The organism is Streptomyces sp. GESEQ-35 (genome assembly GCF_017948485.1).
In the GTDB taxonomy this organism is placed as follows: Bacteria; Actinomycetota; Actinomycetes; order Streptomycetales; family Streptomycetaceae; genus Streptomyces.
Map to the genome: position 1 here is coordinate 116,635 of NZ_JAFFSX010000029.1, position 23,101 is coordinate 139,735.

The window sequence follows — 23,101 nt, forward strand, 5'->3', positions numbered from 1 at the left end:
GGCCGCCGGCCGCCTGCGGGGTCGGCCGACGGCCCTCCTCACAGGGCCCGGACCGCGTACGCCCTGACGTCCGCGTCAGAGTCCGACGTGACCGTGGCGAGAGCCGCGCGGGCCTCCTCGGTGTGGCGGTGCCGGGTCAGGGCCAGCACGGCGGCCTTGCGGACGTCGGCGTTCGGGTCCGCGAGAGCCTTGGTCAGGGCGGGCACGGCCACTTCCGGCTCGGTGGTGGACAGCGCCGTGGCGGCACCGGACCGCACCTGCCAGGCCGGATCGGCCAGGGCGGTCACGGCGCGGGCGGCGAGCGGGGCCGGGCAGCCGGTGGTCCCCAGCGCGGTGTAGGCGGCACCGCGGACAAGGGCGTCCCAGTCCAAGGTGAGCCGGTCCAGGGCGCTGTTGGGGAGCTCCCGGTCCACCGTCGGGAGGGTGGTCGCGCCGACGCCGGCCAGCGCCTTGGCCACGGCGACGCGAACCTCACGGGAGGCGTCGACGGCGGCCCGTGCCAGAGGGGGCACCGCGTCGACCGAGACGAGTGCGCGCACGGCCTCGATGCGGACGGCGATGTCGGGGTCGTCCAGGGCGACGGCGAACACGTCGGTGTCGCCCAGCCGTAGGGCGCGCAGTACGTCGAGGGCGGCGGCGCGGACGACGGGGTCGGCCTCGGTGAGCGCCTCGGTGAGGGCGTCCCGCAGGGCGGGTTCGGGCGGGAGGGTCTCGACGAGCTCGCGCAGGGAGGCTGCCGCGGCCGAGCGGACGCCGGCGTCGGGGTCGGAGAGGGCACCGGCCAGCGCCTGTCCGGTGCCGGAGGGCGCGGTCTCCGAGAGGACGGTGACCGCCGTTCGGCGTACTGAGGGATCGGGGTCGGTCAAGTAGGGCTTGACGAGGGCGAGTTCGGGCTCCTCCTCGGCGAGGGTCAGCAGTTCCAGGAGCCTGGGTGAGGCGGTGTCGCGCGGGCTGTCCAGGGACTCGGCAACGCGCGGGGACGTGGGCTCTGTCGCCACCAGCGGCACGTCCCGCGCCCCGGCCGTGGCCACGTGCTCGGGACGGATCTCGCCGAGATGCCGGGAGGGGCCGCCGGTCGGGGTGAACTCCTCGATCGGGACCAGATACGGAGCCACGGGACGGGCCGTGAACTCCATCGCACCAGAGGGGGACTTGTGCAGATCGAGATGGTGGAACCAGGACGCGTCGTCACGCCGGGGGTGGTCGAGGCGCTCGTGATAGAGGCCCCAGCGGGACTCAGTGCGGGCCAGGGAGGCGCGCGCGGCCATCTCCGCGCAGTCGCGGATGAAGGAGACCTCGGCGCACCGCATCAGCTCGTGCGGGTTGTGGGCTCCCATCGAGGCGATGTCCTCGCGCATCCGCTCGAAGGCCTCCAGGGCCAGCGAGAGGCGGGCGCCCGACTTCGGCGGGGCCACGTAGTCGTTCACGAAGCGGCGCAGTTTGTACTCGACCTGGGTCTGCGGCGGGCCGTCCGGGTTGCGCAGCGGGCGGTAGATCAGCTCGTGCGCCTCGCGGAGCTGGTCGAGGGGCAACTCCCCTTCGTACGGCGTGTACCGGGACGCGTCCGCGCCCGCCAGGTCGCCGAAGACGAACGCGCCGATCATGTAGTTGTGCGGGACGCAGGCCAGATCGCCGGCGGCGTACAGGCGGGGCACGGTCGTACGGGCGTGGTCGTCGACGCGGACGCCGGAGGCCGAGTGGCCGCCGCACAGGCCGATCTCGGAGATGTGCATCTCGACGTCATGGGTGCGGTAGTCGTGACCGCGGCCGGAGTGGAAGGTGCCGCGGGTCGGCCGCTCCGTGGAGTGCAGGATCGACTCCAGGGCCGAGAGCGACTCCTCCGGAAGGTGGCTCAGCTTGAGGTACACCGGGCCCCGGTCCGAGGCCACCTCGGCCGCGAACTCGGCCATCATCTGCCCGGACCAGTAGTCGGAGTCGACGAAGCGTTCGCCGTGCCGGTTGACCTGGTAGCCGCCGAAGGGGTTGGCGACGTAGGCGCAGGCCGGGCCGTTGTAGTCCTTGATCAGCGGGTTGATCTGGAAGCACTCGATGCCGGTCAGCTCGGCGCCCGCGTGGTAGGCCATGGCGTAGCCGTCGCCCGCGTTGGTCGGGTTCTCGTACGTGCCGTACAGGTAGCCGGAGGCGGGCAGACCGAGGCGGCCGCAGGCACCGGTCGCAAGGATCACCGCGCCGGCGCGGACCGAGACGAACTGCCCTGTACGGGTGTTGAAGCCCGCGGCTCCTACGGCCCGACCCTGAGCCGTCAGCACCCGCACCGGCATCACCCGGTTCTCGATGCGGATCCGTTTGCGCATCTCGCGCCGCCGCAACTGCCGGTACAGGACCTTCTTGACGTCCTTGCCCTCCGGCATGGGCAGCACGTACGAGCCGGAGCGATGGACCTGCCGGACCGCGTACTCGCCGTGCTCGTCCTTCTCGAACTTCACGCCGTACGACTCCAGGCGCTGCACCATCGCGAAGCCGTGGGTCGCGGTCTGGCGGACGGTGGACTGGTCGACGATGCCGTCGTTGGCGCGGGTGATCTCGGCGACGTAGTCGTCGGGTTCGGCGCGGCCGGGGATGACCGCGTTGTTGACGCCGTCCATGCCCATGGCGAGGGCGCCGGAGTGGCGGACGTGGGCCTTCTCCAGGAGCAGCACGTCCGCGCCGTGCTCGGCGGCGGTCAGTGCGGCCATGATGCCGGCGGTGCCGCCGCCGATGACGAGGACGTCGCAGCTGATCTCCTCGGCGTCGGTGAGGGCCGGAATCTGCACAGGGGTGTCCACCGGGGTGCCTTTCACGTACCGAGTGAGCTGAGGACGTCGCGGCGCAGCGCCACGCGGGCCGGGTCGTGGCGGGCGGTGCGGTCGCGCGGGCGCGGCACATCGCGCACGGAGACCGGCCGGCCGGTGCCGAGCAGCGCCACCCGGTCGCCGAGGAACAGCGCCTCGTCCACGTCGTGGGTGACGAACACGACGGTCGCGCCGGTGCCCCGCAACACCTCCACCAGCAGCTCCTGCATGCCGGCCCGGGTCTGGGCATCGAGGGCGCCGAAGGGCTCGTCCATGAGGACGGCGCGCGGGCTGCCGGCCAGGGCGCGGGCGAGCTGTGCGCGCTGGCGCTGGCCGCCGGAGACGCGGTGCGGCAACTGCCGTGCCTGCGCGGTGAGTCCGACGCGGGTGAGCCAGGAGTCGGCCTGGGCGCGGCGTTCGGCTCGTGGCAACCCCTTGATGGCGAGCGGAAGTTCGAGGTTGGCGCGCAGGGTGCGCCAGGGCAGCAGGGCATCCTCCTGGAAGACCAGCGCGCGGTCGGCGGACGGGCCGGGCAGCGGCTTCCCGTCCTGCTCGACCGAGCCGGCGAGCGCGGGCAGCAGGCCGGCGAGCGTGCGCAGCAAGGTCGACTTGCCGCAGCCCGAAGGACCGACGACGGTGAGGATCTCGCCGGCCGCCACGTCCAGGTCGAGATGGGTCAGGACCGGGGCACCGGGCCGGCCGAGCGTGGCGGCGCGGAGGGTGAGCCGGGTGCCGGGCGCGGCCTGCGCCTGCGCCGACGCATCGGCGAGGGTCTCAGACGAGGTGCTCATCACGTGCCTCCTCGGCCTCGGTCTTCGTGAGTACGGGGGCGGCGGACGCGGCGGCGGCCCGGGGTGTCCGGGGCCGGGCGCCGGGGACGTACGACGTGCGCGGCAGCCAGCGGGTCAGACGGCGGCCCAGGAGTTCCACGAGCGTGGAGGTGACCCAGCCGAGCACGCCGATCGTGACCATGCCGACGAACACGCCCGGGTAGTCGACGACCGTGTAGTCCTGCCAGGTGCGGTATCCGACGCCGTACTGGCCGGAGATCATCTCGGCGGAGATCACACAGATCCACGAGACGCCGATGCCGACCGACAGGCCGCCGAAGATGCCGGGCAGGGCGCCCGGCAGGACGACCGAGCCGAGGATCCTCCACCGGCCGCCGCCCATGGTGAGAACTGCCTCCTCCCATACGGGAGTCAGGGCGCGGACCGCGTGCCGGGTGGAGACCAGTACGGGGAAGAAGGCTGCCGTGCAGGTGATGAAGACGATGCCCTGTTCGTTGGAGGGGAAGAGGAGGATCGCGACGGGGACGAGGGCGATCGCCGGGATCGGGCGGATCACTTCGAGGACCGGGCCGAGGAGGTCCTCGGCCAGCCGGGAGCGGGCCACGAGCACGCCGGTGGCCACGCCCAGGACGGCGGCGAGCAGGAAGCCGGTGAGGATGCGGGTGAGGCTGTCGGTGAGGTCCGTCCAGTAGTCGGGGCCGGTCACACGGTCGGCGAAGGCTCGGGCCACGTCCGCGACGGTGGGGAACTGCGAGAAGCGCAGCCACAGGTCGACGTTCAGGCTGGTCAGCAGCTGCCAGAGGCCGAGGGCGGCAGCCAGGGCGGACACCCGCAGCGCATACCGGGTCACGACGCCCGCTCCAGCGCGTCGGCGTATGTGATGACGCGGGCGCCTCCGTGACCGGCGACGTACGCCTGCGCGGTTGCCGGTACGACAAAGGGGAGGAGCCGGCCGCCGTCGGCCACCCACACCGCTTTGTCGGCGAACCACAGGGTGCCGGTGGTGGCGTCGGGGACGTAGGCGGCGCGGGTGCCGTCCTTGTGCTGGGCGACGTAACTCAGCAGCTCGGCAGGGGACTTGAAGCTTCGCGTGTCCTCGGCGCCCTTGGGCCAGACCTCGCTCGCCGCGGGTGCGGGCGTGGCGGCGAGGCGCTTCGCATAGTCCGCGCCGAGGGCCTTCCTGACGTACTGGTCGTCGACGAAGGAGTCGACGTCCACATCGCCGGTCAGCTTCGCCGACTTGAGGACCGCGACGTCGTCCTTCAGGACGGAGACCAGCTGGGGCTTGATCGCCGGGTCGAAGGTGGCGATGCCGTGGGCGCCGTTGTAGAGGTAGACGACCTCGGCGGGCAGGCCGGTGGCCTCGGCGACCTTCTCGGCAGCGGCAACGGGGTGGTCTTCGACGTAGTCGGTGGCCTCCGCCTGTGCCTTGAGGAAGGCCTCCAGGACGGCGGGCCGCTGCTGGGCGAAGTCCTCGCGGGCGGTGACGCCGTGGAAGGTGGGGAGGTTCAGCTGGGCGCCGTCGTACAGGGCCTTCGCCTTGCCCTGGTAGGCGAGCAGGCCCGGCCAGGCGACGAACTGCGAGAGGGCGTCCGCGCTGCCGGAGGAGAGGGCCGAAGCGCCCACCGCGGGCTGCTGGTTGAGCTTCTCAATGTCCTGGTCGGGGTCGATGCCGGCGCGCTGGAGGGCTCGTACGAGGGTGCCGTCGGCGGCCGAACCGACGCTTGTCGACACCTTCTTGCCGCGCAGGTCGGCGAGGGAGGCCAGTTCGGAGTCCGGGGAGGTGACGATGGTGTTGAGGCCGCCGCGGAGGTTGTAGCCGGTGACGGAGACGAGGTGGGTGGGCTTGCCGAGTTGCTTGCCCCGGGCGGCGTTGATGAGGAGCGGGAAGTCGCCCATCGAGCCGATGTCGATCTTCCCCGCGGTCATCTGGGCCGTGATGGGGGCGCCGGTGGCGTAGTCCTGCCAGTTCACCTTGTAGGTGGTGCCGTCGTGAAGGGAGTTCAGCTGTTTCTCGAAGGAGCCGAGGGAGCGCAGCAGGGTTCCGGCCGTGACCGTGTTGATGGTCTTGGACTGGTAGCCGATGGTGACGGTGACCGTGGAGCCGTCGCCCGCCTCGGCGCTGCCGCCGCAGGCCGTCAGGGGCGCCAGCAGCAGGATTGCCGCGGCAACTGCTTTGTGTTTCATGCGAGTTCGAGGCCTCTCACCGGAGCAGATAGGGCATGTTGACCGTGACGGCTCCGGTGGGACAGCGGGCCGCGCACGGACCGCAGTACCAGCATTCGTCGACGTGCATGTAGGCCTTGCCGCTGCTCTCATTGATGGCGAGGGAGTCCAGCGGGCACATGTCCACACAGAGCGTGCAGCCGTCGATGCACTTCGACTCGTCGATGGTCACGGGCACGTCGGCCCGCTGGGGCGCCAAGGGCATGGCTGTCTCCAGGAAACGAGGCAAGCAGGGGTCAGAGGGAGCGGTGCAGCAGGCCGCCCATCGTGATGCGGTCGCCGCGGAAGCGGATGAACTCCAGGTCGACGGGGCGGCCGTCGGCCAGGTGCGTGAGGCGTTCCAGCATCAGGACGGCCGTGCCGCGCGGGGCTTCGAGTACGGCGGCGGAGTGGGCGTCCGCGTTCACCGCCTCCAGGGTGATCTCCGCGTGGCCGAGGTGCTGTCCGGTGATCGTCTCCAGCAGGCGGAAGACGTCGGTGTTCTCCAGGTCGGCGCCGAGCAGGTCGGTGCCGATGTCCAGGGGGATGTACGTGAGGTCCAGGGAGAGGGGGAGGGCATTGAGGCGGCGCAGGCGTTCGATGTAGAGGACGTCGGTGCCGGGTGGGATGTGCAGGCGTTCGGCCACGGGCGTGGGCGCCGGGGCGGGGCCCATCGTGCGGACCTCGTTGGTGACCCGGCCGTGTTCGAGGAGGGTTTCCGCGAGGCCCATCAGGCGGTCGAGACCGTGCGGGTATTTCTGGGCGACGACCACTGTGCCGACGCCGGGGAGGCGTTCTACCAGGCCTTCCGCGCGGAGTAGATCCAGGGCTTGGCGGACCGTGTTGCGGGAGGCCCGGTAGTCGGCGGCGAGGGTGGACTCGTGGGGGAGGGTGCCGTCCGGGAAGCCGCCGGTGAGGAGCTGGTGGCGGAGGAGGTCGGCGAGTTGGCGGGCCTGGTCCGCGCGCAGCCGACGCCGCGCGCGGTGGGCGGCGACGGTGGTCGCGCCCTGGCCGGCGTGGTCTCGGATGCGGTCGGAGGGGGGCATGTTTTGAACCATAGCGATCCGGTAGGGAAAGCTGTGTTGCGTGAATGTTGCGCCACCGGGGGCTCCGCCGGGTTGGCCGTTGAGCTGGGGTTTCTGGAGGGTTCGGGGGAGATCTGCCACCCGGGCTTGAGGCTTGCCCGGGGTGAGGGCTGGGCGGGGGTGGGTTGCGCAGCCCGGCGATGGCGGGGTGCCGCCTGCGCCCACCCGTGCCGCCCTAGGCGGCACGAATGCCCGCAGCTGTGCGGGGAGGCAGCGCCCACCCGCAGCGGCGGCGCCATGCGACTCACCGCGACTGCGACATACCTAGGGGCGCGGGGAACTGCGCGACCAGCCCCCACCGGCCCGCAGCCGAACGACGGCCCCCACCGGCCCGCAGCCGAACGACGGCCCCCTACGCCAGCGTCGACAACCCCGGGCCGAAGACGATCAGCAGCGGCAGCAATGGCACTAGCGCGGCCGTGGCCGTCGCAAGTGCCCGGTGCCGGCGGCCGAGCCGTGGCCGCGGTTCGAGCAGACGGTCCACACGCTCGCCCAGCAGGCGATGGCTGGACGCACAGGAGAGGACGCCGCGGTGTTGGTTGAGCTCGATCAGCGCCAGCGCGGTGGTCAGATGGCCGCACCGGCGGGACGCCGTGTCGTCCGCGGCGAGTTCGACCAGGCGATGGGTCTGGTCACAGAAGTGGGCGAACAACGGGATGCGGGGGAATCCGGTGGCCAGCGCGGTGGACAGGTGCAGCAGCCAGTCGTGGTGGGCGCGGGCGTGGTCGCGTTCATGGGTGAGGACGGCGTCGAGCTGGTGGTCCGTGAGGCGGTGCAGGGCGCCGGTGGTGACGACCAGCTGGGGCGGGTTGCCGGGCATCCACCAGGCGTCCGGGTACTCGTCCTCCAGGACCAGAAGGGGACCGCGCGCGGCGGCACCCAGCCCGGCCGGCAGTTCCGGGGCGCGTTCACGCAGGTGCGCTCGGGTCTGGCCGCGACGCCTGCGGGCCTCCACCAGCTCGCGGGCGAGCATCGCCGTCGTCCAGGCGGCACCGCAGGCCAGCAGCAGGGTGAGGGCGGCAGCCCAGGCCGGGGCCGTGGAGAGGTCGTACGCGGCGGTCACCGACGGCGGCGCCGGGGCGAACACATGGTCGCGGACGGTGTGGAAGACGGCGGCCGCGCCCAGCACGAGGGCCGTCAGACAGCACAGCAGCACGGTGGCGACCAGGCACTGCCACACCCACAGCCCGACCACGGGTTCCCGCTCCGGCCACAGGGCCCGGGTCAGCGTACGCGGAACCGGCACGGCGGCCGTGAGGGCGACGACGCTCAGCAGGAGCAGGCAGACAGTCATGCCAAGGGCTCCGGATCCTGGTCGGGAAGGGTGCGGCTACTCGTTGTGCGGTACGGGTGGCACTTGCTGTGCGGTACGGGGGCGGACGGCGCGACGGGCGCGTCGGGCACGTCGCCCGCCGTAAGTATGACGGCGATGGCCGCCCGCGTCATGGGCCAACCGTCACCCGACTCCCGCCCGGGTCATGGACGGTCGCCGCCCGATCCCCGGCCGAGTCCGGGACAGCCGTCACCCGATCCCCGCGTCAGCTCCCCGCCACAATCCTCCCGACAACCTCCCCCAGCCCCACCCGAACCCCGTCCGCCCCCGGCGCCCACGCCGACAGCGTCACCACATCCCCGTCCTCCAGGAACGTCCGCTTGCCGTCGGGGAGTTCGAGGGTGTCGCGGCCGTTCCAGGTCAGTTCCAGGAGGGAGCCGCGTTCGGACTCCGTGGGGCCGCTGACCGTGCCGGATCCGTACAGGTCGCCGGTGCGCAGGGAGGCGCCGTTGACGGTCATGTGGGCCAGTTGCTGGGCGGCCGTCCAGTACATGGTGGAGAAGGGGGGCTCGGAGATCACGTGGCCGTTGACGGCGACCGAGATGCGCAGGTCGTAGCCGCCGGGCTCCACGTCGGACGCGGTGTCGTCCAGATACGGCAGCAACGCGTGCGTGCGCTCCGGCGGCGCCGTCCGTGCCTCCTCCAGCGCTTCCAGCGGTGTGATCCACGCCGACACCGAGGTGGCGAAGGACTTGCCGAGGAACGGGCCGAGGGGGACGTACTCCCAGGCCTGGATGTCGCGCGCGGACCAGTCGTTGAGGAGGCACAGGCCGAAGACGTGGTCCCGGAAGTCGCCAAGACCCACCGGTCGGCCCATCCGCGACGGCGCACCCACAACGAAGCCGACCTCCGCCTCGATGTCCAGGCGGACGGACGGGCCGAAGACAGGCGCGGGGTCGGCAGGGGACTTGCGCTGGCCGGACGGTCGTACCACGTCCGTGCCCGAGACCACCACCGTGCCGGAGCGGCCGTGGTAGCCGATCGGCAGATGCTTCCAGTTGGGGGTCAGGGAGTCGGGGGCGTCGGGGCGGAAGATACGGCCGACGTTCCGGGCGTGGTTCTCGGAGGCGTAGAAGTCGACGTAGTCCGCGACCTCGAAGGGCAGGTGCAGGGTCACGGAGGACAGGGGGTGGAACAGCGGCTCGATGGTCTCGCGGTGGGACGGGACCGTCAGCCATGCCGTGAGGGCGCGCCGTACGTCCGACCAGGTGGTGCGGCCCGCGGCCAGCAGCGCGTCGAGGGTCGGCCGGGCGAGCAGGGGGGCGTACGGCGAGCCGAGCGCGTGCGCCGCCGCGCCCGCGTCGAGGACGTGGTCGCCGAGCCGGACACCGACCCTGCGCTCGGCGGTACCGGCGGGGGAGAAGACACCGTACGGAAGGTTGTGCGGGCCGAAGGGGTCGCCCTCGGGGACATCGAAGGGGGGCATGGGTGCTGCCTCGCTCTCGTGCGGTCCGTATGCCGGCTGTGTCATGCGGTCGCGGCACACGTTACGGGTGCGTTGCCCGCCGGGGGAGGCGCAGGTCAGCGAGGTCACGAAGTCGTCGAGGAGCCGGCCGGCGTCAAGATCTCAACGAGGCCCGGTTCACGGGGTGTTCGGGGCGCCGGGGGCGCATGTGTGCGCGGGAGGCGTCCGGTTCACGTCGAGTCGGTCAGGGATTCTGTCCGTATTCTCTGATCATGGCCGCACCCACCGCATATTCACTCATCGCCACTGACCTGGACGGCACGCTGCTCCGGGGCGATGACACGCTCTCCGACCGGTCGCTCGCCGCGATTGCGCAGGTGGCGGCGTTCGGCGCCCGGCACTTGGTGGTGACGGGGCGGCCGGCCCCGAGAGTGCGGCCGTTGCTCGACATCCTCGGCTGCGGGGGGCTCGCGGTGTGCGGACAGGGCGCGCAGGTGTACGACGCCGGCGCGGACCGTCTGCTGTGGTCCGTCACCCTGGACCGGGAGCTGGCCGAGACCGCGCTGGGCAAGATCGAGGCCGAGGTCGGGCAGGTGTACGCAGCCGTCGACCAGGACGGCGTCGAAGGGCTCACGCTCATCGAACCGGGGTACCTGATGCCGCACCCGACCCTGCCCGCCGTACGCGTCGGGCGCCGCGACGACCTGTGGTGCGCGCCCATCAGCAAGGTGCTGCTGCGCCATCCCGCCCTGTCCGACGACGAGTTGGCGGCGACGGCGCGATCGGTGGTGGGTTCTCTCGCGACGGTCACCATGTCGGGGCCCGGGACCGTCGAACTCCAGCCATGCGGAGTGACCAAGGCGACCGGTCTCGCGCTGGCCGCCGAGCACCTGGGGCTGGGGCCTCAACAGACCATCGCCTTCGGGGACATGCCCAACGACATTCCCATGTTCGACTGGGCGGCTCGTGGCATTGCCATGGCAAATGCCCATCCCGAACTCAAGGCGGTGGCCGACGAGGTCACCCTGTCGAACGAGGACGACGGCATTGCCGTCGTCCTCGAACGACTCTTCCCGAAGGGGTAGTTCTCCGTACCCGTCGAGGAATCGGCGCGCGTCGGGGACTCAGTACGCGCCGAAGACGTTGTCGATCGAGCCGTACCGCTGGAACGCGTAGTTGCAGGCGGCGGTGATGTTCGCGACCGGGTCGTACGAGTCGAACGACGTGCCGGCCACGTGGTAGGCCTGGAAGGTCGGGTCGATGACCTGGAGGAGGCCCTTCGACGGGGTGCCCGCGGCGGCGTTGGAGTCCCAGTTGTTGATGGCGTACTGGTTGCCCGAGGACTCCCGCATGATGTTGCGGTAGATGCCGTCGTAGGACCCGGGGATGCCGTTCTGCGCCATCACCTGGAGGGACGCCTGGATCCAGCCGTCGAGGGTGTCGGAGTAGCCCAGCGAGGTGGCGGTGGTCACGGTCGGGGTGGCCGCGGAGGCGCTGGTCGCGCCGACGATCGGCAGCGCGAGCACGGCGACGCCGGTGCCGGCGACGGCGATGGCGCGGGTGACTCGGGCGGTTCTGGTGCGGCGGTGCTTTCCGGCTGCGGACATGGCGAAGTTCCTCTCCGGCGCCTGCGAGGTGAGCTGTCGGGTTCGGGCTGGGAGGTGCCCGGCCACACCCTCACGGGCGTGACTTGACCCCAAGCCGTTCCGTCGTGATCTCCGGTCCGGCGGCTTACCTGGGTCCCCCGCTCCTGCCGTGCGGTGAGTTCGTCAACGGGTCGTTCGGGCGGCGGCAGGATTCGGCGTCCGCCCGACAGGCCGGGAACGTATGCGAGAGCACATGTCCGGAACAAGTACCGGATTCACACATCGCACCTATTGACCTTGGTCTGAGGTGAATGCGGCGCTTGATCCTTTGCGGTCGCCAAGCCCAACTGGCCGCAAAGAAAAGGCGGATCCGCTCATATCTGTGTGATTGCCGTGCGGGCCCGGACGTGAGTCAAGTCACGTCGGTGCGCAAGAATGGCAAATCGGGCAATCGGGCCAAGAGGGTTTAATTAACCGGCCGTTCGCGGGATGCGCTTCTCCCACGTCCGGTGGAAGAGGACCTGGCCGCCCTCCGTGCAGATCACTTCGTCGGAGGTGATGAAGTCGTCCCCCTCGCAGCTGATCTCCGAGCGGGTGCGGACCGTGGTGTCCCAGGCCGACTCCGGGCGGTGCAGCCGGATCGACCAGTCCGAGCGGGTACGGGCCGAGAGCGGATCCGTCTCCTCGATCGTGTACGTCTCCAGCGCGTCCTCGGTGAACTCGAGGCCGTCGGGGTACACGCGCGTGCCGCCGTACCGCGGGTCGACCTCCAGGCGCCACGAGCCCCGGGCGACATCCCGCACCACCAGGCGCTCGGGGCGCGGCTCATCGAGCGTGGCGGGGCTCCATCCACCAGCGGCCACGCCGTGGGTGACCCCCAGCGGCTCGGCCTGCTCGGGCTCCTCGAAACGGACATTCCGGTCCACTTCCTGCTTCCGTACGGGTAGTTCGAGGGAACTGCCCGCCGGGTCGAGGGTGAAGCCGGCCGCGGAGTCGGGCTGCGGCCAGATCCACGGCCAGTACGCGGAGGAGACGGCGAGCCGGATGCGATGGCCGGGCGGGAAGGCGTGACCGATGCCGTTCAGCTCGAAGGTCACGTCCTCGGTGGCACCCGGCGTCCACGGCACGGCCCGGTCGCGCCCCTGCCGCGCCGACAGGTTCAGCACCCCGCGCGTGACCAGGGTCGACGAGCCGTCCGGGGCCACGTCGCAGACCCGGGCGATCACCTGGCCGCGCGGGACGTCCGAGGTCAGCCGCAGCGTCACCCGCGGCCGCCCCAGCACCCACGTCGCCTCGGCCACCGGGAACTCGAAGCACACCGACCGCGCGTCCTCCTCCCGCTGGTCCGGCGGCAGGTCGGCATCGTTGCCGAAGGGGAAGAAACGCCCGGCGTCGATCCCGGTGTGCATCGGCGACCGTACGAGAACGGGGGCGCCCTGACAGCCGTACGACACTGTCGTGATGTTGGGGGAGGGCCAGGCGGGCTCGCCGACCCAGCGGCCGGGCAGGGTGTCGTAGAGCGTGGCCGGGGGGTGGGAGTCGGTGACGTAGGCGCGCAGCAGGGGCTCGGGGAGTCGCCCCTCGCCCTTCAGCCAGTGGTCCCACCAGCGCAGCGTCTCCTGGAGGAAGCCGATCGCCGGGCCGGGTGGCAGGCCGCGGTCGGGGTACTGGTGCGACCAGGGGCCGATCAGGCCCCGTACGCGATCGGAGGGAAGGTGCTCGACGAGCCGCAGCACCGTGTCGCGGTACGGGTCGTGCCAGCCGCCCACCGCGAGGACCGCCGCCTTGAGCGCGCCGTAGTCCTCGCAGACGCTGCTACGGCTCCAGTAGCGGTCCCGGGTCTGGTGGGCGAGCCAGGTGTGGATGAAGGGTTCGACGGCCTCCAGGCGCTCGACCCACATGTCGCGCCAGGCCTCGCCGGCGTACCGCGGATCGGGCGGGCGGGAGACGAAGGCGAGCATGGTGGCGGCCCAGGCGTGCATGTCGACCGCGAGGACGGAACCTCCCATGTAGTGCACGTCGTTGTCATAGCGATCGTCCGTGGAGCAGACCGTGACGATCGCCTTGAGCGGCTCGGGAGCGAGGGCCGCGATCTGGAGGGAGTTGAAGCCGCCCCAGGAGATGCCGAACATGCCCACTTTGCCGTCGCACCAGGGCTGCGCCGCCAGCCAGTTGACCACCTCGACCCCGTCGGCCAGCTCCGTCACCGAGTACTCGTCGCCCGGCACGCCCTCGCTGTTGCCGTGCCCGCGCACGTCGACGTGGACGGAGGCATAGCCGTGGCCCGCGTACCAGGGGTGGCGCTGGAAGTCGCGCGGGGCCGTCCAGTCGGTCAGGCGGTACGGGAGGTATTCCAGGAGCGCCGGTACGGGCTCGTCGGTCAGCGGGCGCCACACGCGCGCGTACAGCAGGGTCCCGTCCGACAGCGGGATGCGGAGGTCGTCGTGGGTCGTCTCGTAGGGGAAGGACGTACGGATGTGCATGCTCATCGCAGTGACCTCGGTGGACGGGGTGCATGGTGCGGCGCAACCTCCGCGCCGGAGAGTGTGAGCAGGCTTTTCGGCTGGCCGAAGAAGGCGGTGTCGTCCTCGGGAGGCGGTTGGCTGCCGGGCTCGGCATCGACGGTGGTTCCGGACACGCTCCACTACTTCCGGGTAAGTCGATAGATATCCATTCTTTTCAGATGATCGAAAACATACCGGTCGTGATCCGATACCGCCCGTGCTGCACGGGTGGGCGGCATCGGTGATCGAAAGATGACCGGATACGCTGACACGAGTGATGGCAGCGACCTATCGACAAGCCGTGTAACCGCAGTAGACACCAGCAGACAGGAGACCCCTCGTGACCGTCGTCGGGCCGTTCGGGCTGAGCGTGCGGGACCAGGCTCTGGAAGCCGATGTCCAGGCCGGATTGGCGGCTGTCGAGGAAGGGTTGCTCGAAGCCACCAAGAGCGAGGTCCCGTTCATCACGGAGGCCGCGCAGCATCTGGTCCGGGCCGGGGGCAAGCGGTTCCGGCCACTGCTCGTGATGCTCGCCGCGCAGTTCGGAGACCCGTATGCGCCGGGGGTCGTGCCGTCCGCGGTGGTCGTCGAGCTGACCCACCTGGCGACGCTGTACCACGACGACGTGATGGACGAGGCGGCCGTACGGCGCGGGGTGCCCAGCGCGAACGTCCGCTGGGGCAACTCGGTCGCGGTCCTCACCGGTGACTTCCTGTTCGCCCGGGCCTCGCACACTCTCGCCGATCTCGGTCCGGAGGCGGTGCGGGTACAGGCCGAGGCGTTCGAGCGGCTGGTGACCGGACAGATCCTGGAGACGGCCGGACCGACGGACGGTCGGGATCCGGTCGAGCACTACTTGGACGTCCTGGCCGGGAAGACCGGGTCGTTGGTCGCGGTGTCGTGCCGGTTCGGGGCGATGATGTCGGGCGCCGACGAGACGGTGGTCGACGTGCTGACGCAGTACGGGGAGCGGCTGGGAGTCGCCTTCCAGCTCGCCGACGACGTGCTGGACATCGCCTCCGACGCGCGCGAGTCCGGGAAGACGCCCGGGACGGACCTGCGCGAGGGGATTCCGACGCTTCCGGTGCTGCGGCTGCGCGAGCGGGCGGCCCGGCTGGGGCTGGCCGAGGATGTCGCGCTGAGCGAACTGCTGGACTCCGACCTGAGCGACGACGCGCGACTCGCGGAGGCGTTGGCGGGGTTGCGTGGGCATCCGGCGCTGGAGCAGGCGCGGCGGGACACGGTGCGGTACGCGGAGGACGCGCGGGCGGCTCTTGCTCCGTTGCGGGAGTGCGATGCGAAGGCGGCGTTGGTGGAGTTGTGCGACGCCGTGGTGCATCGGGCCGGTTAGATCTCGTCCCCCGAGCGGCGCCGACCGACACGGACAGACGTACGTGATACAGGTCACAGTTCTGGACTGAGTCCAAATTAAGATCCCCTCCGTATTCATGCCCAGAAGCTGACGCAGGGGGCGTCGGCTGCATTACGGGGAGAAAAAAGAAAATGGGCATGAACGCGACGTTCTCAACGCGCCGTAAGAGCCTGATCGTCACCGCTGTCGCGGTGGCCGCCGCCGGTGGTATCGCCGCCGCGGTGATTCCCGCGTTCGCCGCCGGAGACAACCGCGCTGACCACGCGGGGCACGGAGGCGAGGGCATTGTGAGCCAGAGTGGCACCGTGGCGGGCGGCAGGGGCGGGACCATCCTCGCCGCCAGTCTGCGGGGCGCCAACGAGGTGCCCGTGGAGGGCGGTCCGGCCGTCGGGGACAAGGACGGCGCCGCGCTCCAGTTCGTGAAGGTGGACGGCAACACCGTGTCCGTCGCCGTGAAGTGGCGCGCCACCGGCAAGCCGACCCTCCTTCACATCCACCAGGGCGCCAAGGGCACCAACGGCGGCATCAAGGTCGACTTCACCAAGCTGCTCGCGGGCAGCAAGGGCAAGACCGTCACCGGCAGTGTCAAGGTCGACGACCCCGCCCTGCTCAACTCGCTGAAGTCCGACCCCGGTTCCTTCTACGCCAACCTGCACACGGCTCAGTTCCCGGGCGGAGCCGTCCGCGGCCAGCTGCACAAGGTGACCACGGCCTTCGACTTCCGCGACGCACTCGACAACTTCCAGGCATCCGTCCTCAAGGGCAAGCAGATCTACGAGTGCAAGGCGGCCGAGGGCGGCGGGTTCGCCTTCGCCCAGCGGGACGTCGCCGCCGTGCTCGCCGGCCCGATCGCGCACTCCTTCGTGAAGCCCAACTCCGGTACGCCGCAGTGGATCGCGCCCGACCGCAGCGCCGTCACCGGATCCGTCATCAGCAAGACACCCAACGGCGACACGAACATCCCGGAGCTGGACCTGAAGGCCACCCAGTCCGGCAAGCACCGCGGGCTCCTCGCGAACACGGCGGAGATCCTGCGACTGAACACCGTCGGCGGCGTCGCCCCGGCCGGCTCCTGCGAGCCGGGTGCCATCGTCGGCGTGCCCTACCAGGCGGACTACGTGTTCATCCAGCGCTGATCCACCCAAACGCTGATCCACGCAGCGCTGATCCACAAGGAAGGGCGGCGTCTTCCCCGCACGACCCCTACGGGTCGGGGGAGGCGCCGCCCTCTCGTGTCATACCGCAGCAGTACACGGAGTTGGCTCCGCAGGTTGACGTTTCCCTCCCGTCGATTTGGTCAACTGGAGACCACGGAAAACACCACTCCTCACCGATTCGGGTGAGAATGGCGGCTCAGGGGACGTAGTGCAGTTAAGCGACAGCCGCCGCCGACGACGGAGGTAAGGCACACATGGCACCGTACGAAACCGACGACAGCACGACCGCCGGGGAGGTCGACGACCTCCGCGCGGGACGCCGCAAGGCCGCGCGCTACGTCGTCCCGGTCGCGGTGGTGGGCGTGGCCGCAGCGACCATCGGGCTCGTCCCGGCGATCGCCGACTCCGGCGACCCCGACCTGCCCAAGATCACCGCGCAGCAACTCATCGAGAAGATCGCCGCATCGGACGTGGAGCAGCTGTCCGGCACGGTGAAGGTCAGCACGGATCTGGGGCTGCCGGACCTCGGGGGTCTGGAGAGCGGTCTGATGTCCGGCGCGACCCGGTCGGGCGATGGCTCGTCCGCCGATCCGAGTTCCAAGCTCATGGAGCTGGCGTCCGGCACGCACACGCTGCGCGTCGCCGCCGACGGCCCGGACAAGCAGAAGCTCTCGCTGCTGGAGAACGCGGCGGAGTACAGCCTGATCCACAACGGCAAGGACGTCTGGGGCTACGACAGCGCGTCGAACGAGGTCTACCACGGCACCGCCACCGAGAGCGCGGACGGGAAGACGAAGGAAGACGCCCCCACCACGCCCCAGGAGCTCGCCGAGGAGGCCCTGAAGTCGGTCGACGACACGACCTCCGTGACCGTCGACGGCACCACGCAGATCGCGGGCCGGGATGCCTACCGGCTGGTCATCAAGCCGAAGGACTCCGGCTCCACGGTCGGTGCGATCACCATAGGGGTGGACTCGAAGACCGGTCTGCCGCTGAAGTTCACGCTGACTCCGGCGAGTGGCGGCTCCGCCGTCGTGGACGCGGGCTTCACCCAGGTCAGCTTCGCCAAGCCGGCCGCGTCGACCTTCGACTTCAGCCCGCCCAAGGGCGCGAAGGTCACCGAGGAGGGCGAGGTCGCGGCCGGGGCCGGGGCCGAGGAGCACGCCCAGAAGCCGGAAGCGGTCCCCTCCGAGGAGGGCCCGGAGATCATCGGCGAGGGCTGGAACTCCATCGCCGTCTTCGACACCGGCGGCGAGGGCATGCCCTCCGGCGCCGAGGCCGGTGGCGAGTTCGGGGGCTTCCTCGACTCCCTGGGCGACAAGGTGACCGGCAAGTTCGGCGAGGGCACGGTCTTCAAGACCCGCCTTGTCAACGCCCTGATGACGGACGACGGCAAGGTCTACGTCGGCACGGTCACGAAGGACGCCCTGGTGAAGGCGGCCGACGCGGCCAAGTAACAGCCGTACGCAGAACACTCGTACGCGAAGTACCGTACGCGTACGACGAATCGAGGGAGCCGATGGACGAGCCGCCCGCCACGGAGCCGGATGCGGAGGGTGTGGATGACGGTGTCATCCGGACCCGCGCGCTCACCAAGCGTTTCCGCGGCGGGCAGCTCGCCGTCGACGGTCTGGATCTGACCGTCCCGGCAGGCAGCGTCTTCGGCTTCCTCGGTCCGAACGGCTCCGGCAAGACCACCACCATCCGCATGCTGATGGGCCTCATCGAGCCGACCTCCGGCACGGCACGCGTGCTCGGGCAGCCCATGCCGCGGGCCACGCGCACCGTGCTGCCGCACGTCGGCGCGCTCATCGAAGGGCCCGCGCTGTACGGCTTCCTCTCCGGCCGCGACAACCTCATCCGGTACGACGCCGCCGACCCGACCGCCGACCCGCGCACCCGGCGTGCGCGCGTCGCGGCCGCGCTGGACCGGGTGGGGCTGACGGCCGCCGGGAGCAAGAAGACGAAGGCGTACTCCCTGGGGATGAAGCAGCGGCTCGGACTGGCCGCCGCTCTGCTCCAGCCCCGCCGCCTCCTCGTCCTCGACGAGCCGACGAACGGCCTCGACCCGCAGGGCATGCGCGAAATCCGTTCGCTGATCAGGGAGCTGGCCTCGGACGGCACGACCGTCTTTCTCTCCTCCCATCTGCTCGACGAGATCGAGCAGGTGTGCAGCCACGCCGCCGTCATGGCGCAGGGGCGGCTCATCACGCAGGGTGCGGTGGCGGATCTCGCGGCCGGGGCGCGCGGGCGCCTGGTCGTCACGACGCCCGACACCGGCGACGCGGCCCGGGTGCTGAAGGAGCAGGGCGCGGCTGATGTCATCGCCGGGGACGACCGGGTGACAGCGGAGCCGCCCGACCGCGATCTTGCCGAGGTGAACGCCGCGTTGGTGACGGCAGGCGTCCGGGTCCGCGGGTTCGGGGTCGAGCGGGCCTCCCTGGAGGACGCGTTCGTGGCGCTGACGGGGGAGGGCTTCGATGTCGCAGGTTGAGCTGGTCGGTTCGAGTGAGGTCCAAGTCCCCCGGCCGCAGAGCCCGTTGTGGACGTTCGGCCTCCTCCGCAGCGAGCTGGTGACGACGTTCCGACGCTGGCGCACGCTCGCGCTCCTCGGTGTGCTGGCGGCCGTTCCGATCCTGATCGGGATCGCCCTCAAGATCGAGACGAGCGACGGTTCGGGCGTGGGCGGTGGCGGCGGAGGCGGCGAGGGCCCGGCGTTCATCTCGCAGATCACCAACAACGGCCTGTTCCTGGTCTTCACCGCGCTCGCCGCCACGCTTCCGTTCTTCCTGCCCATGGCCATCGGCGTCATCGCGGGCGACGCGATCGCCGGCGAGGCGAACGCGGGGACGCTGCGCTATCTGCTCGTCGCCCCGGCCGGCCGAACCCGCCTGCTGCTCACCAAGTACGCGACCACGATGGCCTTCTGCCTGGTGGCCACGCTGGTGGTCGCGGTCTCGGCGCTCACGGTCGGCGCGTTGCTCTTCCCGCTCGGCGATCTGACGACGATCTCCGGAACGCGGATCAGCTTCGCCGAGGGCCTGGGCCGGGCGCTGATGATCGCGCTGATCGTCGCCGCGTCACTGATCGGCGTGGCGGCCCTCGGCCTCTTCGTCTCCACCCTCACGAACAGCGGCATCGCGGCGATGGCGACGACGGTCGGCCTGCTGATCACCATCCAGATCCTCGACCAGATCCCCCAGCTCCACGCGCTCCAGCCGTACTTCTTCTCCCACTACTGGCTGTCCTTCGCCGACCTCATGCGCGACCCCGTCTACTGGGACGACCTGGTGAAGAACCTCGGACTGCAAGGCCTCTACGCGGCGGTGTTCGGCGCGGCCGCCTGGGCGCGGTTCACGACGAAGGACGTCACCGCGTAGGGCTACGAGGCGTCGTAGGGGAAGCGGGCGAGCGGCGCCTCCTGCGCGAAGAACGTCTTGGCGCGGGCGAGCGCCTCGGCGTCCTTCAGTACGTCACCGGGCTTGCTGCCGTTGCCGAGCAGCACTCCGCCGAAGCGCATCCCCATATAGGCGGCCGAGTGGTTGAGGGTTCCGATCAGCGGGTCGGCGACCTCTTCCTCCTCGTGCGCGAGGGCGGTGACGCTCCAGAGGGTGCGTCCGGCCAGGGTTTCCTTGAAGTCGAGGCCGGGGGTGCGCAGCCAGCCCGACCAGTAGTCGAGGTAGCGCTTGGTGGAGGCGGACACCGAGTACCAGTACAGCGGCGAGGCGATCACGATGTCCGTCGCCGCGAGCGTCGCGTCCAGCAGGAACCCCGTGTTGCCCTCCGTGGGGCGGACATGGTCGCTGTCGTGCCGCAGGTCCTCGAAGTCGGGCAGCGGATGGGTGGCGAGGTCGATCCACTCCTGCTCGACGCCCGCGGGCAGTTGCTCGGCGGCCCTGCGGGCCAGCAGCTCGGTGTTGCCCTCGCTACGGCTGCTGCCCAGCAGGAACAGAAAACGGCGGCTCATGACATCCCTCACTTGGTCGGCGTACGGCGGTTGCATGCGTACGCAGTATATGCGCACACATGTAAATCTTCCAGGGGTCATCCGCCCGGGGTTTCCAGGGCTTCATCCGCGCGGCATTGCCAGGGCTCATCCGCCCGGCACTGGGATCACCCGCAACCCCGCTCGCCCCTCCGCCTCCCGTGCCACCCCCAGCAGCAGCGCCTCCCGCCCGCGCGCCGCCACCAGCTGGAGCCCGACCGGACAGCCGTCGGCGTCGAACCCCGCCGGGATGCTGATCGCCGGGTGCCCGCTCAGGTTGAACGCCCAGGTGAGCGCCGTGGAGTAGCGGTCGCCCGGGCCCTCGTGGCCGTGGGGCGGGTTCGGGGTCGTCGGGGTCAGCAGGAGATCCACGTCCGCGAAGAGGGCGTCCAGGCGCCGGTCGTTCTCCGCGCGGATGCGGTGGGCGGGGGTGGGATCGGCACCCGGGGTGCGGAGGGTGAGCCAGGCGGAGGCCGGGTCCTCGAGATGGGGAGCGGCACCTACGAGCCGTACAACGCCGGCGACCGCGAGGCGCTGCGCCGCCGTACGGGCGATCGCGCCGAGGTCCGGATCGAGGGCTGCGAAACCGAGGTCGGGGGACCAGGCGGCGGTCAATGCGGGAGAGAGGGAATCGGTGTCTGTGCGCGAGGTGGACCCGTCGCAGGCGGTGTCGGTGGGCGAGGTGGCTGTCGCAGTCGGTACGTGGCGAGTGGTGTCGGTGGGGGTGGTAGTCGGTATGTGGCGAGTGGTGTCGGCGGACGAGTCGGCAGTCACGGTCGGCGGATCGGAAGGCGGGCGTCGTTCCCCCGCCATCACCTGCCAGTACGCCGCCGCATCCGCCGCGCACCCCGCCAGCACCCCGGGCGCCGTGAGGCCCGCGCGGTCGGTGTTCGTCGTCTTCAGGCCGACGACGCCGCACCACGCGGCAGGGATCCGCACCGAACCCGCCCCGTCGCTCCCGGTCGCCAGCGGCACCAGGCCCGCGGCCACCGCGGCGGCGGACCCGGCGGAGGAGCCGCCAGGCGTACGGTCGGCGCGCCAGGGATTGACGGTACGGCCGTACGCGCCAAGTCCCCAGGTCTGCCAGGGAGTTCCGGGCCCGGGAACGGAGGTGGCGCCCACCGCGACGCACCCCGCCTCGATCAGCGGAGCCGCCGTACGCAGCCCGCGCCGCCGCCCCTTCACACCGATCGGCACCCCGGCCAGCGGCAGCCGCTCGCCCGCGGCAACCCGGGTATCCACCTCGGCCGCCCGCCGCAGCGCCTCCTCGCCCCACACCTCGACGAACGCGCGCAGCTCGGGCTCGGCACGCCGGATCCGCGCCAGCGACTCCGCCACGACGTCGACGGCACGCAGCGCCCCCGACCGTACGGCGGCGGCGATCTCGGCGGCGCTCAGCGAGCCCGTACCCCGGTGAGCCGCGCCAGATCCGCCGTCTCGCGCGGCGGCGTCCCGCTCAGGTCGCCCAGGCGCCAGCCCGGCACCCACGGAACGTGGTACACGTCGATCACCGACTCGATCGCCCTGACCTGCTGGGCGAGCGGGCGCGGCAGCCGGCCGGGTGCGTCCGCGACGAGGACGACGGCGTCGAGGTCGAGCCCCGGCGGTGCCTCTCCGCGCCGGAAGGCCTCCAGGGCGTGCAGGGCGGACGCCAGACCGGCCGCGTGGGTGCGGGCGACGAGCAGCACCGAGTGCGGATCACCGGGGCCGGGCCAGTCGCGTCCGCCGTCGTGACCGCCGTAGACGGCGGTCAGCGTGGAGACGCCCGCCCCGCCGTGCGTGCCGACCCAGGAGTAGCGCCGGGCCGTGACACCGGCGTGCGCGGGACCCTCCGATCCCGCCGTGGCCGTCGGCCCGCGGAGCCAGATCTCCGGCCCCTGCTGCGCATCCGTCCGCATGCCGCACTCCTTCCTCCTGCGTCGCCGATCTCACCCCGCCGGGGCTGGTTCCGTGACGGGGCGTGAGTCCTGGGACGAGGCTGTGACGCCACGGTGACGTGGGAACCGGGGGCGAGCGGAGAGACTACTCAACAGTACGTGTACGACCGGATCTTGTTGTCGGGGGGAGCGGGCGGAAGCCGCGGGGCCGGAGGGAGCACCATGGAAACCGAACCTGTACCCGAACGTCCCGTCCGCGGACTACCCGACGCATCCGAGTGAGGGAACGATGTTTCGACTCAGCCGCGAGAAGAAGCGGGAACAGCGGCACGCCGTCCAGTCGGCGGCGCCCGTGGTGGCCCCGATCGACGTCCACGTCCCCGCGGCGGGGTCCGGCGCGGGCACCGCATCCGTCGGCGGCGTCCCGGTTGCCGCGCCTCCCGGCGAGGAGATCCAGCACACCGTCCTGAACCAGCTCCACCGCATCGCCCTCGCCACCGGCCACCCCGTCCACGCCACGATCCACGACGAGCGCATCGGGTACGTCGTCCCACTCCAGATGAACGGCGACGGCTCGACACGGTTCACGGCGGAGCCGGTGCGGGTGGGGGGGACGGGGGGGTCTGGGCCGACGGGGGCTCCGGGTTCGGCGGGTGTTTCTGGGCCGACGGGGGCTCCGGCTTGGGCGGATGTTCCTGGTACGACCGGGGCTCCGAGTGCGGCGGGTGTACCTGGTGCGGCTGGGACTCCGGGTTCAGCTGGGGTTTCTCGTTCGGCTGGGGCTTCGGGGCAGGCCGGGGAGGCCGTACCCACGGCGGAGGCTGTACGAGGGCCGGCTCAGGGTGCCGTACCCCCGGCGGAGGCAGTGCGAAAGGGGGCCGTACCCCCGGCGGAGGCAGGACGAGGGCCGGCACAGGGTGCAGTACCCCCGGCGGAGGCGGTACGGGGGCCAGCACAGAGCGCCGTACCCCCGGCGGATCCCGTAAGAGACGCCGTACCACCGCCTACC

Annotated in this window: 19 protein-coding genes, 1 pseudogene and 1 riboswitch; of the genes and pseudogenes, 6 read left to right on the forward strand and 14 right to left on the reverse strand. The window is 71.2% G+C overall.

The genetic code is table 11. The features are described 5' to 3' along the window. Positions 1 to 38: 38 nt before the first annotated feature. The 8 genes from KCH87_RS39700 to fahA all read right to left on the reverse strand — a co-directional run bounded on the left by KCH87_RS39700 (position 39) and on the right by fahA (position 9,632). Entirely contained in the window at positions 39 to 2,801 is a 2,763-nt protein-coding gene (locus tag KCH87_RS39700; RefSeq protein WP_308299028.1) for a fumarate reductase/succinate dehydrogenase flavoprotein subunit, read from the reverse strand. Further along, entirely contained in the window at positions 2,798 to 3,583 is a 786-nt protein-coding gene (locus KCH87_RS39705) for an ABC transporter ATP-binding protein (protein WP_210592753.1), read from the reverse strand. Before KCH87_RS39705 ends, KCH87_RS39700 begins: the two co-directional genes overlap by 4 nt. Further along, complete coding sequence (locus tag KCH87_RS39710) at positions 3,567 to 4,433, reverse strand: ABC transporter permease (RefSeq protein ID WP_210592754.1); 867 nt, start codon at positions 4,431 to 4,433, stop codon at positions 3,567 to 3,569. Before KCH87_RS39710 ends, KCH87_RS39705 begins: the two co-directional genes overlap by 17 nt. Then, entirely contained in the window at positions 4,430 to 5,770 is a 1,341-nt protein-coding gene (locus KCH87_RS39715; RefSeq protein ID WP_210592755.1) for an ABC transporter substrate-binding protein, read from the reverse strand. Before KCH87_RS39715 ends, KCH87_RS39710 begins: the two co-directional genes overlap by 4 nt. 16 nt (positions 5,771 to 5,786) lie before the next feature. Further along, entirely contained in the window at positions 5,787 to 6,014 is a 228-nt protein-coding gene (locus KCH87_RS39720; RefSeq protein ID WP_210592756.1) for a ferredoxin family protein, read from the reverse strand. A 31-nt stretch (positions 6,015 to 6,045) separates the two neighbouring features. Beyond that, positions 6,046 to 6,834: a GntR family transcriptional regulator gene (locus KCH87_RS39725; RefSeq protein WP_210592757.1), complete on the reverse strand. Its 789-nt coding sequence runs from the start codon at positions 6,832 to 6,834 to the stop codon at positions 6,046 to 6,048. A 391-nt stretch (positions 6,835 to 7,225) separates the two neighbouring features. Further along, entirely contained in the window at positions 7,226 to 8,167 is a 942-nt protein-coding gene (locus KCH87_RS39730; RefSeq protein WP_210592758.1) for a M56 family metallopeptidase, read from the reverse strand. A gap of 244 nt (positions 8,168 to 8,411) precedes the next feature. Further along, entirely contained in the window at positions 8,412 to 9,632 is a 1,221-nt protein-coding gene (gene fahA / locus KCH87_RS39735) for a fumarylacetoacetase (RefSeq protein WP_210592785.1), read from the reverse strand. Between the two features lie 251 nt (positions 9,633 to 9,883). Between fahA and KCH87_RS39740 the strand changes: the two genes are divergently transcribed. Further along, positions 9,884 to 10,696, forward strand: coding sequence for an HAD family hydrolase (locus KCH87_RS39740; protein ID WP_210592759.1), 813 nt, complete (start codon positions 9,884 to 9,886; stop codon positions 10,694 to 10,696). A 39-nt stretch (positions 10,697 to 10,735) separates the two neighbouring features. Here the strand turns inward: KCH87_RS39740 and KCH87_RS39745 are convergent, their stop codons facing one another. From KCH87_RS39745 to KCH87_RS50865, 3 genes and pseudogenes are all read right to left on the reverse strand, one after another. After that, the gene (locus KCH87_RS39745; RefSeq protein WP_210592760.1) at positions 10,736 to 11,218 is read right to left on the reverse strand and encodes a transglycosylase SLT domain-containing protein; all 483 of its coding nucleotides are present in this window, start codon (positions 11,216 to 11,218) and stop codon (positions 10,736 to 10,738) included. A gap of 3 nt (positions 11,219 to 11,221) precedes the next feature. Beyond that, positions 11,222 to 11,384, reverse strand: a riboswitch (cyclic di-AMP (ydaO/yuaA leader). A 283-nt stretch (positions 11,385 to 11,667) separates the two neighbouring features. Then, the gene (locus KCH87_RS39750; RefSeq protein ID WP_210592786.1) at positions 11,668 to 13,680 is read right to left on the reverse strand and encodes a CocE/NonD family hydrolase; all 2,013 of its coding nucleotides are present in this window, start codon (positions 13,678 to 13,680) and stop codon (positions 11,668 to 11,670) included. 44 nt (positions 13,681 to 13,724) lie between these two features. Next, positions 13,725 to 13,940 (reverse strand): annotated as a pseudogene (locus KCH87_RS50865) (hypothetical protein); the annotation flags it as partial. Between the two features lie 101 nt (positions 13,941 to 14,041). On the opposite strand from KCH87_RS50865, the gene KCH87_RS39755 reads away from it, so the two are divergent. The 5 genes from KCH87_RS39755 (at position 14,042) to KCH87_RS39775 (ending at position 19,610) form a co-directional block, all read left to right on the forward strand. Further along, positions 14,042 to 15,052 carry a polyprenyl synthetase family protein gene (locus KCH87_RS39755; protein WP_210592761.1) on the forward strand — a complete coding sequence of 337 codons (1,011 nt, stop codon included), beginning with the start codon at positions 14,042 to 14,044 and terminating at the stop codon, positions 15,050 to 15,052. A 158-nt stretch (positions 15,053 to 15,210) separates the two neighbouring features. After that, positions 15,211 to 16,209: a CHRD domain-containing protein gene (locus KCH87_RS39760; RefSeq protein WP_247197475.1), complete on the forward strand. Its 999-nt coding sequence runs from the start codon at positions 15,211 to 15,213 to the stop codon at positions 16,207 to 16,209. A gap of 275 nt (positions 16,210 to 16,484) precedes the next feature. Further along, the gene (locus KCH87_RS39765) at positions 16,485 to 17,687 is read left to right on the forward strand and encodes an outer membrane lipoprotein carrier protein LolA (RefSeq protein ID WP_210592763.1); all 1,203 of its coding nucleotides are present in this window, start codon (positions 16,485 to 16,487) and stop codon (positions 17,685 to 17,687) included. A gap of 62 nt (positions 17,688 to 17,749) precedes the next feature. Beyond that, complete coding sequence (locus tag KCH87_RS39770) at positions 17,750 to 18,724, forward strand: ABC transporter ATP-binding protein (protein ID WP_210592764.1); 975 nt, start codon at positions 17,750 to 17,752, stop codon at positions 18,722 to 18,724. Continuing rightward, positions 18,711 to 19,610: an ABC transporter permease gene (locus tag KCH87_RS39775; protein ID WP_210592765.1), complete on the forward strand. Its 900-nt coding sequence runs from the start codon at positions 18,711 to 18,713 to the stop codon at positions 19,608 to 19,610. Before KCH87_RS39770 ends, KCH87_RS39775 begins: the two co-directional genes overlap by 14 nt. A gap of 2 nt (positions 19,611 to 19,612) precedes the next feature. On the opposite strand, the gene KCH87_RS39780 is transcribed toward KCH87_RS39775, so the two are convergent. The 3 genes from KCH87_RS39780 to KCH87_RS39790 form a co-directional block, all read right to left on the reverse strand. Next, a complete protein-coding gene (locus KCH87_RS39780) occupies positions 19,613 to 20,197 on the reverse strand; it encodes a flavodoxin family protein (RefSeq protein WP_210592766.1) in 585 nt (194 codons plus the stop codon). A gap of 126 nt (positions 20,198 to 20,323) precedes the next feature. Then, positions 20,324 to 21,613: an amidase gene (locus KCH87_RS39785; protein ID WP_210592787.1), complete on the reverse strand. Its 1,290-nt coding sequence runs from the start codon at positions 21,611 to 21,613 to the stop codon at positions 20,324 to 20,326. Continuing rightward, positions 21,610 to 22,113 (reverse strand): DUF6668 family protein, encoded by a 504-nt coding sequence (locus KCH87_RS39790; protein ID WP_210592767.1) that lies wholly within the window; start codon positions 22,111 to 22,113, stop codon positions 21,610 to 21,612. Before KCH87_RS39790 ends, KCH87_RS39785 begins: the two co-directional genes overlap by 4 nt. Positions 22,114 to 23,101 lie beyond the last annotated feature (988 nt).